Annotated in this window: 15 protein-coding genes; 1 reads left to right on the forward strand and 14 read right to left on the reverse strand. The window is 39.1% G+C overall.

The annotated features are described in order from the left end of the window. The 9 genes from plsY to EO114_RS06620 form a co-directional block, all read right to left on the reverse strand. Entirely contained in the window at nucleotides 1–600 is a 600-nt protein-coding gene (plsY, locus tag EO114_RS06580; protein ID WP_370106658.1) for a glycerol-3-phosphate 1-O-acyltransferase PlsY, read from the reverse strand. Then, entirely contained in the window at nucleotides 597–1,931 is a 1,335-nt protein-coding gene (gene der / locus EO114_RS06585; protein WP_127062235.1) for a ribosome biogenesis GTPase Der, read from the reverse strand. Before der ends, plsY begins: the two co-directional genes overlap by 4 nt. A 137-nt stretch (nucleotides 1,932–2,068) precedes the next feature. Continuing rightward, entirely contained in the window at nucleotides 2,069–3,976 is a 1,908-nt protein-coding gene (locus tag EO114_RS06590; RefSeq protein WP_009353850.1) for a bifunctional 4-hydroxy-3-methylbut-2-enyl diphosphate reductase/30S ribosomal protein S1, read from the reverse strand. Between the two features lie 9 nt (nucleotides 3,977–3,985). Further along, a complete protein-coding gene (locus EO114_RS06595; RefSeq protein WP_126940761.1) occupies nucleotides 3,986–4,591 on the reverse strand; it encodes a 1-acyl-sn-glycerol-3-phosphate acyltransferase in 606 nt (201 codons plus the stop codon). Continuing rightward, nucleotides 4,584–5,270 carry a (d)CMP kinase gene (gene cmk, locus EO114_RS06600; protein WP_009353847.1) on the reverse strand — a complete coding sequence of 229 codons (687 nt, stop codon included), beginning with the start codon at nucleotides 5,268–5,270 and terminating at the stop codon, nucleotides 4,584–4,586. The genes EO114_RS06595 and cmk overlap by 8 nt, the downstream gene beginning before the upstream one ends. Before the next feature lies 1 nt (nucleotide 5,271). Further along, nucleotides 5,272–6,516, reverse strand: coding sequence for an NAD(P)/FAD-dependent oxidoreductase (locus EO114_RS06605; RefSeq protein WP_127062238.1), 1,245 nt, complete (start codon nucleotides 6,514–6,516; stop codon nucleotides 5,272–5,274). An 8-nt stretch (nucleotides 6,517–6,524) separates the two neighbouring features. Then, complete coding sequence (locus EO114_RS06610) at nucleotides 6,525–7,247, reverse strand: pseudouridine synthase (protein ID WP_127062241.1); 723 nt, start codon at nucleotides 7,245–7,247, stop codon at nucleotides 6,525–6,527. A 1-nt stretch (nucleotide 7,248) separates the two neighbouring features. After that, nucleotides 7,249–7,785: an SMC-Scp complex subunit ScpB gene (gene scpB, locus EO114_RS06615; RefSeq protein ID WP_127062243.1), complete on the reverse strand. Its 537-nt coding sequence runs from the start codon at nucleotides 7,783–7,785 to the stop codon at nucleotides 7,249–7,251. Next, a complete protein-coding gene (locus EO114_RS06620; RefSeq protein ID WP_127062245.1) occupies nucleotides 7,782–8,513 on the reverse strand; it encodes a ScpA family protein in 732 nt (243 codons plus the stop codon). The genes scpB and EO114_RS06620 overlap by 4 nt, the downstream gene beginning before the upstream one ends. A gap of 175 nt (nucleotides 8,514–8,688) precedes the next feature. On the opposite strand from EO114_RS06620, the gene EO114_RS06625 reads away from it, so the two are divergent. Next, complete coding sequence (locus EO114_RS06625) at nucleotides 8,689–10,515, forward strand: phosphoethanolamine transferase (RefSeq protein WP_127062247.1); 1,827 nt, start codon at nucleotides 8,689–8,691, stop codon at nucleotides 10,513–10,515. Between the two features lie 225 nt (nucleotides 10,516–10,740). Here EO114_RS06625 and EO114_RS06630 read toward each other — a convergent pair whose 3' ends face one another. Genes EO114_RS06630 through gatC form a run of 5 tightly spaced genes read right to left on the reverse strand, consistent with a single transcriptional unit; the run spans nucleotide 10,741 to nucleotide 15,912 of the window. After that, nucleotides 10,741–12,348 (reverse strand): glycosyltransferase family 39 protein, encoded by a 1,608-nt coding sequence (locus tag EO114_RS06630; RefSeq protein WP_127062249.1) that lies wholly within the window; start codon nucleotides 12,346–12,348, stop codon nucleotides 10,741–10,743. A gap of 25 nt (nucleotides 12,349–12,373) precedes the next feature. Next, nucleotides 12,374–12,709 carry a hypothetical protein gene (locus tag EO114_RS06635; RefSeq protein WP_009353859.1) on the reverse strand — a complete coding sequence of 112 codons (336 nt, stop codon included), beginning with the start codon at nucleotides 12,707–12,709 and terminating at the stop codon, nucleotides 12,374–12,376. Nucleotides 12,710–12,717: 8 nt separating this feature from the next. After that, complete coding sequence (gene gatB / locus EO114_RS06640) at nucleotides 12,718–14,163, reverse strand: Asp-tRNA(Asn)/Glu-tRNA(Gln) amidotransferase subunit GatB (protein ID WP_126938696.1); 1,446 nt, start codon at nucleotides 14,161–14,163, stop codon at nucleotides 12,718–12,720. Further along, on the reverse strand, nucleotides 14,160–15,617 hold the full coding sequence (gatA, locus tag EO114_RS06645) for an Asp-tRNA(Asn)/Glu-tRNA(Gln) amidotransferase subunit GatA (protein WP_127062252.1): 1,458 nt from the start codon (nucleotides 15,615–15,617) through the stop codon (nucleotides 14,160–14,162). Before gatA ends, gatB begins: the two co-directional genes overlap by 4 nt. A gap of 10 nt (nucleotides 15,618–15,627) precedes the next feature. After that, nucleotides 15,628–15,912, reverse strand: a complete 285-nt coding sequence (gene gatC / locus EO114_RS06650; protein ID WP_126938694.1) for an Asp-tRNA(Asn)/Glu-tRNA(Gln) amidotransferase subunit GatC — start codon at nucleotides 15,910–15,912, stop codon at nucleotides 15,628–15,630. Between the last annotated feature and the right edge of the window lie 82 nt (nucleotides 15,913–15,994).

The raw sequence follows: 15,994 nt of genomic DNA on the forward strand, positions 1-15,994 counted from the left end.
TTACTTATCCTTTGTAATACGTTTAACAGCTAATTCTTTTCCTTGCAAAAGACGTACAATATTTTCTCTATGACGGAATACGACAAATAATGCCGCTATAGCGCCAAAGATGATGTATGGTAAAGGTTCAGATAAACAATACATCACAATAGGCACAAGAGTAGCTGCTACGATAGATCCTAAGGACACATAGGAAGTAAACTTGACAATAATGCCCCATACAGCAAAGCAAATTATAGCCGCTATAGGAGATAATGCAATGAGTACCCCCAATCCTGTCGCAACCCCTCTACCGCCAGAAAAGCCAAGAAAAATAGACCAATTATGACCAATCATAGCACATAAGCCACCTACAATCATCCATTCTGGATTCGGCGAAAATAAGAGAACTCCTATGGCACCCTTTCCAGCATCCCCTAGGAAAACAGGCAAAGCAGCTTTCATCCCTAGTACACGATACGTATTGGTAGCACCAATATTTTTACTACCATATTGACGTACATCTGTATGAAAACATAGCTTTCCAATAATTAAACCTGTAGGAATAGAACCTATTACGTATGCAAGTAAAACTAATACAACAATTTCCACCGTTATCATTCTTCATCAGATCCCTTCTTACCACGAAGTACTAAGCGAATTGGAGTTCCCTCAAATCCAAAGGATTCTCGAAGTCGATTTTCTAAGAAACGCATATAGGAAAAATGAATCAATTCAGGTTCATTCACAAATAATATAAATGTTGGCGGTTTTACACTAGCCTGTGTCATATAATAAATTTTAGGAATACGTCCACCACGAGATGGCACTGGATTAACTGTTTGTGCATCCGATAATAATTGGTTCAACACACTTGTAGAAATACGCATATGTTGTTGCTCAGATACATATTTAATTAATTCTGCTAAGCGATGAACACGTTGTTTCGTTAAAGCTGAAGCAAACAAGATCGGAGCATAACGCAAAAATCCCATTTCATCATATATATCTTCTGTGAATCGCAATGTAGTTTTATCGTCTTTTTCAATCAAATCCCATTTATTGACAACGATGACTAAACCTTTTCCAGATTCATGAGCATAGCCAACAATTTTTTTATCTTGTTCAGTTACTCCATCTGTAGCATCTAATACTAAAACAACAATATCAGAGCGATCAATAGCACGGAGAGAACGAACAATACTATATCTTTCTACAGGTGCATCAATACGAGATTTACGTCGCATACCTGCTGTATCGATTAATACAAAATCCTGTCCATCATGACTCCAATGGGTGTCGATAGAATCACGTGTTGTACCAGCCACATCACTAACAATAACACGTTCTTGACCTAATAAGGCATTTGTTAGAGATGATTTACCCACATTAGGACGCCCAATCAAGGCTACATGGATTGTATCTTCATCTTCCTCACTAGCACTTTGTGGAGGAAAATGTTTCACTACATCATCAAGTAAATCACCTAAATTCATCAAATTTTTAGCAGAAATACCAATTGGGTCACCAATACCTAAATTATAGAACTCATAAATATTAGCCTGTTGATTTACACTATCGATTTTGTTAACTACTAAAATCACAGGCTTACCACTAGCACGCAACAAATTGGCCACTTCTTCATCAGCAATGGTAATCCCTTGCTTACCATCTACAACAAAGAGAATCACATCAGCTTCTTCAATCGCTAGTTGTGCCTGAAAACGCATCATTTTAGGAATTTCATGACTTTCTGCAGTAATAAACTCAATCCCACCAGTGTCAATCATAGTAAATTCACGTTGTAGCCATTCTGCATCAAAATAAATTCTATCACGTGTAACACCTGGAATATCTTCTACGATCGAAATTCGTTTATTAACAATGGCATTAAATAATGTAGACTTTCCTACATTCGGTCTTCCTACGACCGCAACTAATGGTTTTGACATGCTTTCACCTCATATTTCAACTTCCTTAAAGGAAGAGTAAGAACACATAGTTTATCAACTTATATTGTATCACATAAACGAAAGCAAAAAAAGAACAGTAAGTCCATTGGACCTACTGTTCTTCTATTATGTAGAAATTATTCAGCTTCTTCTTCAGTTGCTACTGGTTCCATTAACTCAGTTAATTTTAAACCTAATTTCTTTTCATCTTTATTGAAGGAAATTACTTCTACTTCTACTTCTTGGCCACGGCTCAAGTAGTCTTCTACTTTTGCATTGCGTTGTTTAGTCACTTGAGAGATGTGAAGTAAACCTTGGATATCATCGTTGATAGCAACAAATGCACCGTATTGTACTGTGCGAACTACTTTACCAGTTACTACATCACCTACATGGATAGTTTCTTCTGCAACGTCCCATGGGCTTTTGGATAATGCTTTTAAAGATAAAGAGATTTTGCTGTTTTCTTCATCAAAGGATTGTAATTTAACATCGATTTCTTGACCTACCGCTAACACGTCTTCAACGCGTTTAATTTTTTGCCAAGAAATGTCGGAAATGTGAAGTAAACCTTCGATTCCTCCGATATCAACAAATGCGCCATAAGGCATGATTTTACGAACAGTACCTTTGTAAGTACCGCCAACTTCTACATTTGCTAACGCTTCTTTTAATTTAGCTTGGCGTTCCACTTCAAGTACTTCACGACGAGAAAGAACTAAACGGTTTTTCTTTTCTTCAACTTCAAGTACTTTAGCTTCGAATTCTGTACCTACTAAGTTATCAAGGGATTTCACGAAGTGAATGTCACCTTGGGAAAGTGGAATAAAACCACGTAAAGACTTAACAGTTACGACTAAACCTGCAGGAATTGCATCCACACCTTTACAGATGATTGGTTCATCTTTTTCTTGTGCTTCAATAACATATTGCCAATCTTCATCTTTAGCCAAACGAGTGATAGAAAGATAAATTGGGCTATCTTCTTTGATGTGGTTAAGGATAACAGCTTTGATTTTATCGCCTTCCTTTAATACATCTTTAGCAGAAGCTGGTGTAGGGTATGCCATTTCTTTTCTCTCTAGTTGTGCTTCTGTTTTGTAGCCAAAGGATACATATGCACGTTCGTCATCGATTTGTACAACTTCCCCTTCAATCACATTACCTTTCTTAAATTCTTCTGCTTGCGCTTCTGATGCTGCAAATAATTCTGCAAAATTTTCCATCGTCTGAATGACCTCCTTAATTATCCAGTCTGGTGTCGATGCACCAGCCGTGACTCCTACTGTTGTGACGTCTTTCAACCACGTCATTTGTATTTCAGTAGCAGTTTCGATGTGGTATGTAGTACACCCTACATCACGACATACTTCTGCTAATCTAGTCGTGTTGCCGGAGTTCTTCCCACCTACCACGATCATAAGATCCACTTCTTTCGCCAAAGCTACAGCAGAATTTTGACGTTCCTCAGTAGCCTGACAAATTGTCTTGAAGATCTTTTGATCATTAGATTTTTGTTCTAATATTTTTATTATACTTTGAAACTTAAATTGTGAAAAGGTAGTTTGTACTACAACTCCAATTTTTTCCACGAATTGAATATTTCTAGCATCCTCTTCTGTTTCTACTATAATACCTTTATTACCTGCCCATAGATTAATACTCTTTACTTCTGGATGTTTCTTTTCACCCAAGATAATGAGCGTAAGCCCTTCATCAACAACTGACTTCGCATCTCTTTGTGCTTTTTGCACATGAGGACAGGTGGCATCTATAACTGGTAAACCTCTTGTTTCTGCCTCTTCATATACTTCTGGACCAACCCCATGGGAGCGAATGATAATAGTACCTTCTTCTACATCACTCAATTCATTAATGGCATAGACACCATTATCTTCTAACCGACCTACTACTTGAGGGTTATGAATAATTGGTCCCAATGTATAACTCAAATCTTGTGAGTCTGCTGCTTTTTCTGCCATAGTAACAGCACGCTTTACGCCGTAGCAAAACCCACAATTTTCTGCTAATCGTATTGTAAACATAGCATTCCCCTATTTATACTTACCTGCTTTATATTCATCAATCATAGTTTGGATAGCTGTTTTTACCACATCATTCACGTCTGCAATAGCCTCTACAGTTGCTTTTGCTTTTGCTACTACAATCGGTTTTCCAATAATAACAGCTACTTCTCCACGAATCATTTTATCGCTTCCTACAATGGCTATCGGTACTACTGGTACCCCTGTACGCAACGCCATCGAAGCTACGCCATCGTGAAAGCGCCCTAAAGAATCACCCTTTTGTCGTGTCCCTTCTGGAAAAATACCAAGCATTAAATTATCCTTCAATAAATTCATAGCATGACGAATAGCTAATTTATCGACTCCACCTCGTCGCACCGGAAAGGCTCCTAGCCAAGTACAAACTAATTTAGAAATTGGATTTCTAAATAGCTCTTCTTTTGCCATGAAGTTCACATGACGTGGTAATGCAAAGCCACATAAAGGAGGGTCATTATTACTCTTATGGTTTGGAGAAATGATGACCGGCCCTTCTTTAGGTACATTTTCTTTCCCATATACCTTTGTGCCATACCACCATCCATAAACGATGGTAAACGCAGATCTCCATAAGCATTCAGAAAATTTATCCATGATGCCCTCCTAGTTCCGCTTTACGAATTAAGTCAACAAGAGTTTGAACAGTTTCTTCTATACTAAGATGATCCGTTTCTACAACCACTGCATCATCTACGCATACAAGAGGAGATTCCTTTCGATTCATATCCATGGCATCTCGCTCTGCTACAGTACGACATACTTCTTCCAAAGAGATATTCTCGGAATCTTTCAACTCCAACCAACGTCGATGCCCACGAGTCTCCACAGATGCTGTTAGATAGACTTTTAATTCCGCATTAGGTAACACAACAGAACCAATATCCCTACCATCAAGAATCACACCGCCCGCTGATGCCATGTGACGTTGCATTTCTACCAACTTAGTGCGCACTGCTTTTTGTGCAGCCACTTGAGACACGTGACTTGTCACATATTGCGTACGGATATCTTGGGATACATCTGTTCCATTTACCCATACAGATAAACCCGTTTCTTCTACACGTAGTTCTAATTGAATCTTAGACAAAGCAGCTTCTACTGCATCTACATCATCAATAGATATACCCGCATTCAGTAGTGCCCAGGTAATGCCACGATACATAGCTCCTGTATCAATATATAAATACCCTAATTTCTTGGCTACTACTTTAGAAATACTACTTTTACCTGCACCAGCAGGACCATCAATGGCTACGGAAATTCGTCGATTCATATTAGACTCCTCCTTCTGCTGCATGAGTAGCAGCTACGTAGGCTGTAGAAAACGCAACTTGCAGATTATAGCCCCCTGTGAACGCATCCACATCCAAGACTTCTCCTGCCATATATAAACCATGCACCAATTTAGATTGCATCGTTTTTGGATCTACTTCTTTTACAGAAATGCCACCAGCTGTCACAATGGCCTCCGCTATAGGGCGAGGTTTATGTACGGTGAGTCGCATATGTTGTATGGCATCCATTAGTCGCAAGCGCTCCTCTTTGGTAATATCGTGAATCGCCTTGGTTCCTTCTAATTCTGCTAATTGACATATAACTGGAATTAACTTGGATGGCAATAAACCTTTCAATACGTTCACTAATTGCTTATTTTGAGACTCACTGAAATCACGTTGTACCCGCTTATCTAAAACCTCTTTAGTTAATGCTGGTTTTAGATTAATTTCAATAGTAATGGGATCTACCTTTTTCTTCAATAATTTGGTCACTGTATGAGAAGCTGATAAAATAATCGGTCCTGTGACCCCAAAATGGGCAAATAGCATTTCTCCAAATTGTTTTGTCTGCACTTTATCTTTCGCAATAATAGAGACTTCTACATTTTTAAGGCTCAGCCCCATTAAGTCTTTCACCCAATGTTCTTTTGTTTCTAAAGGAATTAAAGATGGTCTCAATTCCACGATAGAATGTCCCACAGAAGAGGCTAATTCATAGCCATCTCCAGTGGAGCCAGTCAATGGATAGGACATCCCACCTGTTGCGATGATGGCTGCATCGCACTCATAGGTTCCTTTATCTGTAATCACACCTGTAATAGCGCCATCTCGTACGATTAAATCCTTAACACTTTCTTCTAAGTGAAGTTGTCCACCTAATTTACGATACGTGTCTATAAAAGCATTGCGCACATCCGTTGCTTTATCAGACTCTGGAAACACACGGCCACCGCGCTCAACCTTAGTAGGGACACCCCAACTATTGAGCAAATGAATCATATCTTCATTTGTCCATTGTTGGTACGCACTATATAGAAATTTACCATTTCCAGGCGTTTGCTTAATAAAATCTTCTATAGGAGCTGCATTGGTCACATTACAACGCCCTTTTCCTGTAATCCCCATTTTAAGGCCCACCATCTTCATTTTTTCAATGATACGCACAGAGGCACCTAATTGTGCAGCTCGGACGCCAGCCATAAGACCTGCAGCGCCACCACCGATGACAATAATTTTTTTCATATGCATCCTTATTTTATCGCTTGTAATTGTTTCACTTCTTCACGAGTTAATTTACGAAAAGCCCCACGTTTCAACCCTTTCAAATTCAATCCCGCATAATTGATGCGTTTCAAATTATGAATAGAGTACCCAAAGTGTTCAAACATACGGCGTACTTGACGATTACGCCCTTCATGGATGGTAATTTCTACAGTGGTAAGACCTGTTTTTCCATTAAATCCGTAGTCTGTAATTTCGCAAGGCGCCGTCATACCATCTTCTAGTTTGATACCTACTGATAACTGTTCTAAATGTTCATCAAGCACACGATTTTTTACTTTTACTTCGTAGGTTTTCGTCACACCTTTTGATGGATGGGCTAAGTTTTGCGCCATAGTTCCATCATTCGTCAATAGTAATAATCCTTCTGTATGGTAGTCTAATCGGCCTATAGGATAAATACGAACTTTTACAGAATTAATATAATCCATTACAGTTTTGCGTCCTTCAGGATCTGTGATGGATGTAATCACCCCTTTTGGCTTATTAAAAATATAATATTCCAATGCCTCCGGCTCCAATAGTTGTCCGTCCACTTTGACGCGGTCCCGCGTAGGATTTACCTTTGCACCCAATTCTTTTACATATTTACCATTCACAAGTACTTTGCCAGAAGTAATCAATTCTTCTGCTTTTCGTCGTGATGCCACACCACAACGGGCAATATATTTTTGCAAACGTTCTAGTTCCATATTAATCTCCTTCTATATCTATGGATAACCCCGCTGAAAGAGGCATGGACTGTTGCAATTCTTCAATAGAATTGGCACCTACAGTCCTTAAAAAGTTATCCGATGTTCCGTAAATCACAGGACGTCCGATAGTTTCCTTTCGTCCTAACTCCACAATCATGTCACGGGCCAATAATTGTTTTAATACTTTTTCACAGTTCACACCACGAAATTCTTCCACCTCACCTTTTGTAATAGGTTGTTTGAAAGCAATTACCGCCAACGTTTCCATAGCCGCTCCTGATAATTTTTCATCTCTATGGCGAATTTTCGTAACAAATTCACTGCATTCTTGGGCGCTCACTAGTTCTATGCCCGATGCACTTTTACGAATACGAATACCTCGTCGCTCCTGAACCAATGTTTCTTCGTAAGCACTGACAGCCTGTTCTATTTCTGGCACATAGACCTCAAAAATATCTGCTAATGTCTCTACCGTTAAAGGGGTAGCCGCTGCAAATAAAACAGCCTCTAACTGCTGAAATTCAATGCTACTCACAGGGCCTCTCCTTCTTCTATACCTTCTACAATCACGCTATATACATCGTGATTGCCCACTATAATCCGCAATAATTGACGTTTCATCAATTCTAATAATGCTAAAAATGTAACTACACTTTCTTCCTTCGTCTGTGCCTGAGCAAATAAATGTATACAAGGCACTTGTTGATGTCTCGTCGCTAGTAATACATCTTCAATCCCTTGTTCCAATGTATATTCTTCACGTTCCATCATCACTTTAGGGACTTCTACCTCAGGTCGATGATACCTTTCTTGCACTTTCTGAAAGCACGCCACTAAAGCATCCCACTCCACAGTACAAACAAGATCTAATCCCACTTGGCTAAGCTCTTCTGGTCTATTAAATACATAGGAACCATCGGATACACGTTCTTCTAGGAGCCCCGTCAATTCTTTGATGCGTTTGAACTCCACCAATCGATTCACCAATTCGTCTCGTGGATCTTCTGTATCATTTTCATCTTTATGATTTATCTTAGGAAGCAAAAGGCGTGACTTAATCTGCAACAAAGTAGCTGCCATTACTAAAAACTCACTACTATAGGCAATATCAAATTGATTCCAAGTTTTTAGTATATCCATATATTGTGAAGTGATATGCACAATGGGAATATCGTATATATCGATCTGATTCTTTTCAATCAAATGCAATAAAAGATCCAAAGGGCCTTCAAAAATATCCAGTTTAAAATCGTAGGTATTCATGAAAACTCCTTTCTACCAAAAATAAAGGTATGGCTTTCACCACACCTTGTATGAAAAAATTGCATTTCCTATTAGAAACAGTTAGAATAATACATAGACATACCAACGTATGTATCTATATGTATTATAAATGAAATGGGCGAAAATTGCTACACCCAGAAAGAGAGGCGACACTATGCATCGTCAAAGATGGAAACAGTTGGGACTGTATACCATCGTGTCCACTATCATCGCAGTGGCACTATTTTACATCTATGAACCAATTACTTTAGGGTTTGACATAGAAGATATCCTTACCTTATTCGTTCCTACCATTGTAGGCTTAACAGTCTTACAATCGATCATTCGTAGTTCCTTTACAAAAGGATATCTCATTGGTCATGGTATAGTGGGTATCAGTTGGGCATTAACATTCCCCCTCTTATTTCACTGGTCTTATGAAAAGCCTTTTTACTTCTACGAATTCGCCAACGATTTTTTATTTGGTCTAGTCTTATTCTGTGGTCTTAGTGTCACCCACTATTGGCTACTACAATGGGGAAAGGCAAAACGTATTTGGTCTGCTCTATACAGCATCCTTGACGTAACATTGCTCCTCATCCCAGTTGGTCAAATCGGGTACTATCTATCCACTTGGCATTGTATTACTCCTGCCACTATGATGGCATTGTATCAAACTAACCCCGAGGAAGCCTTAGGATTTGTAAAAAATATTATCGGCGTAGGTGGCATCGGAGGGGCTATCATAGGTATCGCTATCATACTTGGTCTTTTATACTTTGCCAATGTAAAAGCTCAAACGAACGATGAGCCTACTGTGTTCTATTCCTCTTTCTTTCAGCGATATCAAGATGATATAAAATGGATTCTATCCATCGCCCTCATCGTGTATGGTGGATATTACCTTTTCCCTCGTACAGATATTGTCAGCAATTGGCTAGAAGTTCGAGCCTATATGAAAGAGTTGCAATCTTATAATGATAAGCATGTTAGTGTATTTAACAATTTACAATTAAGCACTACCGAAACAGCGGCGCAAAAAACTCCAGGTACTGTCATCTTAGTCATTGGAGAATCTTCTTCTAGAGATTACATGAAAATGTATACTCCTGACTTCCCTTACGATGATACTCCATGGCAAGGTTCCCTGTATCAAAATCCAAACTTCAATGTCTTTAAACACGCTTACTCTTCCTATGTGCAGACTGTACCAACCTTGGAAAGAGCCTTAACAGAGCGCAATCAATATGACGACAAACCATTCTTTGATGCCACAACCATTATCGATGTAGCAAAAAAAGCTGGATATCACACCTCTTGGTTATCTAACCAAGGTGTATATGGTGAATACGATACAGCTATCTCTCTCATTGCAAAAGCAAGTGATACGCCCCGTTGGGCTCATGAATCCTATGCCTTCTCTGATCAATATGATGGCGCTTTGTTACCACTTTTAAAAGACGTACCAAAGAACCAAAATAATTTCATCGTCATCCATATTATGGGTAGTCATATCTACTACAACGATAGATATCCTCACGAGTTCAGCAAATGGAAACAAGGTCCAAACCCTGAAGGAATTGAAGCTTATGCAAATAGCCAACTATATACTGATTGGCTGTTACAAGAAATTTACACCTATGCTAAGGATAACTTAAACTTACAAGCCATGGTCTATTTCTCTGACCACGGAGAAAATATTAAAACATCTCACAATCCAGACATTTTCAACTTTGGAATGACACGGATACCAATGTGGGTGTACTTATCTCCTACATATCGTAATGCGTATCCAGAAACAGCAATTACCCTACGCAATCATGAACAACAATATTTCACCAATGACTTATTGTATGATATGCTAGTGGGCATCATACATGCTCCATCTGGTAACTATGATGTAACACGAGATTTCTCCAATAAAGCCTATCGCTTTAATGTCAATAACTTAACTACAATGTTAGGTACACAACCGTTGTCCTTAGATCCTGAGGCGAAATAAACTACTACAAGCACAAAACAGGCACCAGCTATTGCGTTGGTGCCTGTTTCATATCTATTTTTTGTATATAAACATAAGCCTTTTAGAATCGCTTTCTCTGTCCTCCTTCATTTATTATCGAGTCATACAATATTCCTTGAATGTAGGTCTCATGCCGCCTGTCCTATAGTAACAGAAACTTATTGGGGATACTCCCTAGGAGCATCCCCAATACTATAATTACCATTATTTCGCTTTGTAAAAGACTCCTAGAGAATTTCTTTCTACAGGTTGAACCTGGTCATATAAATTTGTTTCTTTAAAATACGTTGCGTATTTATTTGGCACATAAATCAAAGCACGTGATAGTTTCTCTGTATCTTTTGCCAAGTCAGTAGGTTTCACCATAGGCATGATATTTTTCCCATTTTCCCAAACACTTTCATGTTCTTTGTAATGTATAAAGGAAGTAGTTCGTCCCAAATAATAGGATAAAGACGTACGATAATTACCATATTGATACACCTCTAATGGCGTAGTGCCTTCCAATGTCATCACTTCATTGGCTAATACTTTTCCAGATTGGTCTTCCATAACTGGCACTAAGTTAGGAACTAATGCTAAATAAAAAATGATCGTACTCGTTGCCATACTGCACACTAAGACAGACCCTGTTCGTTTACTAGCGGCATAAATAAACGTCAACAAAGTCACTGCCAAACTAATCCAAAGATACGCACTATGTGACAAAGACACACTCAATCCCACTATGACTAATCCTAGTAAAAATGGAAATCCACCCAGTGCATATAGGGTAAACACCCTCCATGTCATCTTACGCTCTTTGTATCCTTCTATACCAGCATGAATGCCCATGCCTGCCCATAATGCCAAAGGAATCAGCATAATAAATGTATAGGTAACATATTTAGTGGCCATACACGTGTAGAACAGAACGGTTCCTACAAACCAAAAAATCGACCAATACCAAATATAGGCGTGTTTCTGTTCATTGATACCACGAACTACAAAGCTAGTCCATGGCATCATGCATACTGGCAACAAGGCAAAATATAAATACCACCAATTATGTTCGGGATGCTCTGGTACCGTCGCTCTCGTCACATTATGTAGCCCTAAAAATCCTTGGATAAAAGCATCACCATGAACATAGTACATATATCCATACCACGGTGCTACAACTAGGATAAAAGCAAGAATACCTTTCCAAGAAAAGACATATTTGAACCAATCCATACGACGATTCAAGGCCACATATAGAATTAAAATAATCCCTGGTAGCACGATCCCTACAGGGCCTTTGGTAAGCACCGCTAACCCAGCAAACATATACGCATAGACCATATGGCGATGACTTTCACCAGTGATACCACGATATAAATAGTAAAAAATACCCATAGAAAAGAGAAATAAATATCCATCCGTCACGACAGCATGACCAATGTACCAAAATTCTAACGCCGTTCCTAGGGCAATGGCACTCCACATAGCAATCCGTTCTACTTGATATATACTGAAAGCCATCCGATACATCGCTAATACTGTACAAGTAGAAACGACAATGGATGGCAATCGAGCAGCTAAATCAGAGATACCAAACAAAGAGTAGGACAGTATAAGCCCCCAATATGCCATAATTGGTTTATCATACCAATACATGTCATAAATCATAGGAGACAAAAACTCTCCATGTTTCATCATGGTCACGGCAGACAAAGCGTAGTTTGATTCCACTGTATCCGTCACAGGCAGCGCCCATGCCATAAACAGATAGAACAAAAACGTTCCTATCCCTAGCCATGCAAACCGCTTCCATGAAAATGTTTGTTCCATAGTAATACAACCTCTGTATTTACATTTAAAAAAATAACTTTCCCAACAAGCGCATTACTAGCCAAGCTAAAATAATCACAAAGGCACCAGCAATGATAAATTTAGCTAGTGCAAATAACACTATAATAAGCATCACGACGCCTACTGCTATGCCTAGTTTCCACTTCCAACTAAGAGCATTCCACAAAAATATCTTCATATTAGGAATGGTTTGAAATTGGTCTTGTTCCTGTTGAGAAGATTGATAACGAGGAGCGTCATATGTACGCCCCTCTTCATCTATTGTTGTACCATCAAAGTCACGCAATTCCTCTTCTGAAAGAACGCGCGTTCCTTCATCATACTTTTGTTCTTGACTCATAGTCACTCCTATAGAGCTTGTAAATGTTTTTCCAACAATTCATTCACTACGCCAGGATTGGCTTTACCTTTAGAGGCACGCATCACTTGGCCCACCAAGAATCCGATAGCTTTACCTTTACCAGATTTGAAATCTTCCACAGATTTTGGATTATCTGCAATAACTTGTTTTACAATTTCTTCAATAGCTCCTGTATCGGTAATTTGAACTAAGCCTTCTTCTTCTACAATTTTGTCTGGATTTTTACCAGTTTCAAACATTTTGACAATGACTTGTTTTGCAATTTTACCAGAAATCGTGCCTTTTTCAATTAGGCTAATCATATCAGCCAATTGTTTTGGTTGTACTTTGCTATCCGCATAAGAAATACCAGCATCGTTCACAAGTTTTGCCAAATCACCGATGATCCAGTTAGATGCCGTTTTTGCATCTGCTCCAGCCTCTACGACAGCATCGAAATAGTCCGCTGTAGCACGTTGGCTCGTCAATGTACGCGCATCTTCACTAGACAATCCATAGGATTCCATGAAGCGTTGTTGTTTCGCTTCTGGCAATTCTGGTAAGGATTGACGAATTTCTTCTACATAGTTAGGGTCTACTACAATAGGTACCAAATCTGGTTCTGGGAAGAAACGGTAGTCATTTTCCTTCTCTTTCTTACGCATGGAAAGAGTGATACCTTTACTATCGTCCCAAGTACGAGTTTCTTGAACAATCGTTTCTCCGTCTTCCAATGCTTCTGCTTGACGAAGTGCTTCGTATTCAATGCCTTTTTGGATACCTGTTAAAGAGTTCATATTCTTGATTTCAGTTTTTGTGCCTAATTTAGTTTCCCCTACTGGTCGAATAGAAATGTTCGCATCACAACGCAAACTACCTTCTTCCATACGTCCGTCAGATACGCCTAAATATTGTACAATAGCACGAATTTTATCCACATATTGGCGCGCTTCTTCACCAGAACGAAGATCAGGTTCTGATACGATTTCTAACAATGGTACACCTGTACGATTGTAGTCTACATTGGAGCTATCAGAGCTAGAAATAGTAGCACCACTATGCACTAATTTACCAGCATCTTCTTCCATATGGATACGGTTGATACGAATGCGACGAGTTTCACCATTCACCTCTACATCAAGATGACCGTTTACGCAAATAGGCAAGTCAAATTGAGAAGTTTGCCAGTTTTTAGGCAAATCTGGGTAATAATAGTTTTTGCGGTCAAATTTATTGAATAGTACGATTTCACAGTTTAATGCTAAACCGACTTTGATAGCATATTCCAACACTTTTTGGTTAAATACAGGCATTGTTCCTGGTAAACCTAAGCAAGTTGGACATACATGTGTATTATGGTCGCCCCCGAAGGCCGTTGTACAGGAGCAGAAAATTTTTGAATTTGTTTTCAGTTCAGTATGAACTTCAAGGCCTACGACTGTTTCATATTTCATAGTTTCAATTCTCCTATAGTTGGCATTTTTGTAAATTCAGGACATTCTTGTTCAAAACTATAGGCTGCTTGCAACAATGTACTTTCACCCATAGCAGGCGCCAATAATTGCATACCGATTGGCATACCATTAGAACCAAATCCAGCAGGAATACTGATACCTGGGATACCTGCCAAGTTAACTGGCACTGTACATACATCCTCTAAATACATAGTCAATGGATCGTTGATTTTTTCACCAAATTTAAAAGCTGTATTCGGAGCGGTTGGTGTTAATAATACATCACATTCTTGGAATGCTGCATCAAACTCATTTTTAATCAAACGACGAGCTTTTAGAGCTTTTAAATAGTATGCATCATAATAACCAGAACTCAATACATAAGTCCCTAACAAGATACGGCGTTGTACTTCTTCACCAAAGCCTGCCGTACGAGTTTTAGTGGACATTTCCACTAAATTATCTGCTGGCACGCGAAGGCCGTAGCTAACTCCATCATAACGAGCTAGGTTAGAACTAGCTTCTGCTAAAGCGATGATATAGTACGCGGACAAGGCATATTTTGTAGTTGGCAAGGAAATATCTACAATAGTGGCACCCATATTGCGATACGTTTCAATAGCTTTTTCCAGAGCTGCACGCACTTCTGGATGTAAACCTTCACCAAAATATTCTTTAGGCACACCGATGCGCAAGCCTTTTACATCTTTCACAAGAGCTTTTGTATAATCGACACGATCTCCTGGGATGGATGTAGAATCATGGAAATCATGGCCTGTAATAGCATTCAACACGATGGCTGCATCACGTACATCTCTTGTCACAGGGCCAATTTGGTCCAACGAAGATGCATAAGCAATTAATCCATAGCGAGATACATTGCCATAGGTTGGTTTCAAACCAACCACGCCACAGTAGGATGCTGGTTGACGAATAGATCCACCTGTATCGGAGCCTAATGCCCAAATAGCGCTACCACTGGCAACCGCCGCTGCACTACCACCGGAAGATCCGCCTGGAACATAATCTGGATTCCATGGGTTTGTCGTTTTGCCTAAAGCAGAATTCTCTGTGGAACTACCCATAGCAAACTCGTCCATGTTTAACTTACCCAAAATAACAGCATCTTGAGCTTGTAATTTTTCGATAACAGTAGCATTGTACGGAGGCACAAAGTTTTCCAACATATGGGATCCACATGTAGTGGCCACACCTTTTGTACAAATATTATCTTTAATCGCCCCAGGAATCCCTGCTAATGGCGAAATAGTTTCTCCCTTGGCGATTTTTGCATCTACAGCCTCTGCTTGTGCTAATGCCGCTTCATGAGAGTCAGACAAGTACGCATGTACTGTTGGCTCTACATTACCTTTATGTGCCAATACAGCTTTTGTAAGCTCTAGGGCAGAAATTTCTTTATTTACTAATTTTTGATGTAATTCAAAAAGAGTCATGTATCTTCTCCTAGTTCTGTACAACACGAGGTACTCTGAAATACCCATTCTCTTCTTCAGGTGCATTTTGTAACGCCGCTTCACGTGGCAATGATGGTTTCATCTCATCTGGACGATACACATTTTGTAATGGCACCGCATGAGCCATTGGCTCTACATCTGTTAAATCTAATTCTTCTAATTCCTCCACATAGGTAAGGATATTACTGAGGGCTTTTTCAGCAGCCTCTAAATCTTTAATTTCTAATCGGGATAATAAGGCAATATTCTTAATTTCCTCTTGACTAATTTTCATAGACACACATCCTTTCAATTTATATATTATATCATATTCTCTCGGGAAAATGAAAAATACCAATATATAATAGGTCTAGTTT

Source organism: Veillonella sp. 3627 (genome assembly GCF_003992195.1).
Classification (GTDB): Bacteria; Bacillota; Negativicutes; order Veillonellales; family Veillonellaceae; genus F0422.

Excerpts from the sequence above, each read along its gene's own strand:
- EO114_RS06595 (WP_126940761.1), bottom strand. The coding sequence starts at position 4,591 with ATGGATAAATTTTCTGAATGCTTATGGAGATCTGCGTTTACCATCGTT.
- EO114_RS06625 (WP_127062247.1), top strand. The coding sequence starts at position 8,689 with ATGCATCGTCAAAGATGGAAACAGTTGGGACTGTATACCATCGTGTCC.
- EO114_RS06635 (WP_009353859.1), bottom strand. The coding sequence starts at position 12,709 with ATGAGTCAAGAACAAAAGTATGATGAAGGAACGCGCGTTCTTTCAGAA.
- EO114_RS06630 (WP_127062249.1), bottom strand. The coding sequence starts at position 12,348 with ATGGAACAAACATTTTCATGGAAGCGGTTTGCATGGCTAGGGATAGGA.
- gatC (WP_126938694.1), bottom strand. The coding sequence starts at position 15,912 with ATGAAAATTAGTCAAGAGGAAATTAAGAATATTGCCTTATTATCCCGA.
- der (WP_127062235.1), bottom strand. The coding sequence starts at position 1,931 with ATGTCAAAACCATTAGTTGCGGTCGTAGGAAGACCGAATGTAGGAAAG.
- EO114_RS06590 (WP_009353850.1), bottom strand. The coding sequence starts at position 3,976 with ATGTTTACAATACGATTAGCAGAAAATTGTGGGTTTTGCTACGGCGTA.
- gatA (WP_127062252.1), bottom strand. The coding sequence starts at position 15,617 with ATGACTCTTTTTGAATTACATCAAAAATTAGTAAATAAAGAAATTTCT.
- EO114_RS06620 (WP_127062245.1), bottom strand. The coding sequence starts at position 8,513 with ATGAATACCTACGATTTTAAACTGGATATTTTTGAAGGCCCTTTGGAT.
- EO114_RS06605 (WP_127062238.1), bottom strand. The coding sequence starts at position 6,516 with ATGAAAAAAATTATTGTCATCGGTGGTGGCGCTGCAGGTCTTATGGCT.
- gatB (WP_126938696.1), bottom strand. The coding sequence starts at position 14,163 with ATGAAATATGAAACAGTCGTAGGCCTTGAAGTTCATACTGAACTGAAA.
- EO114_RS06610 (WP_127062241.1), bottom strand. The coding sequence starts at position 7,247 with ATGGAACTAGAACGTTTGCAAAAATATATTGCCCGTTGTGGTGTGGCA.
- plsY (WP_370106658.1), bottom strand. The coding sequence starts at position 600 with ATGATAACGGTGGAAATTGTTGTATTAGTTTTACTTGCATACGTAATA.
- cmk (WP_009353847.1), bottom strand. The coding sequence starts at position 5,270 with ATGAATCGACGAATTTCCGTAGCCATTGATGGTCCTGCTGGTGCAGGT.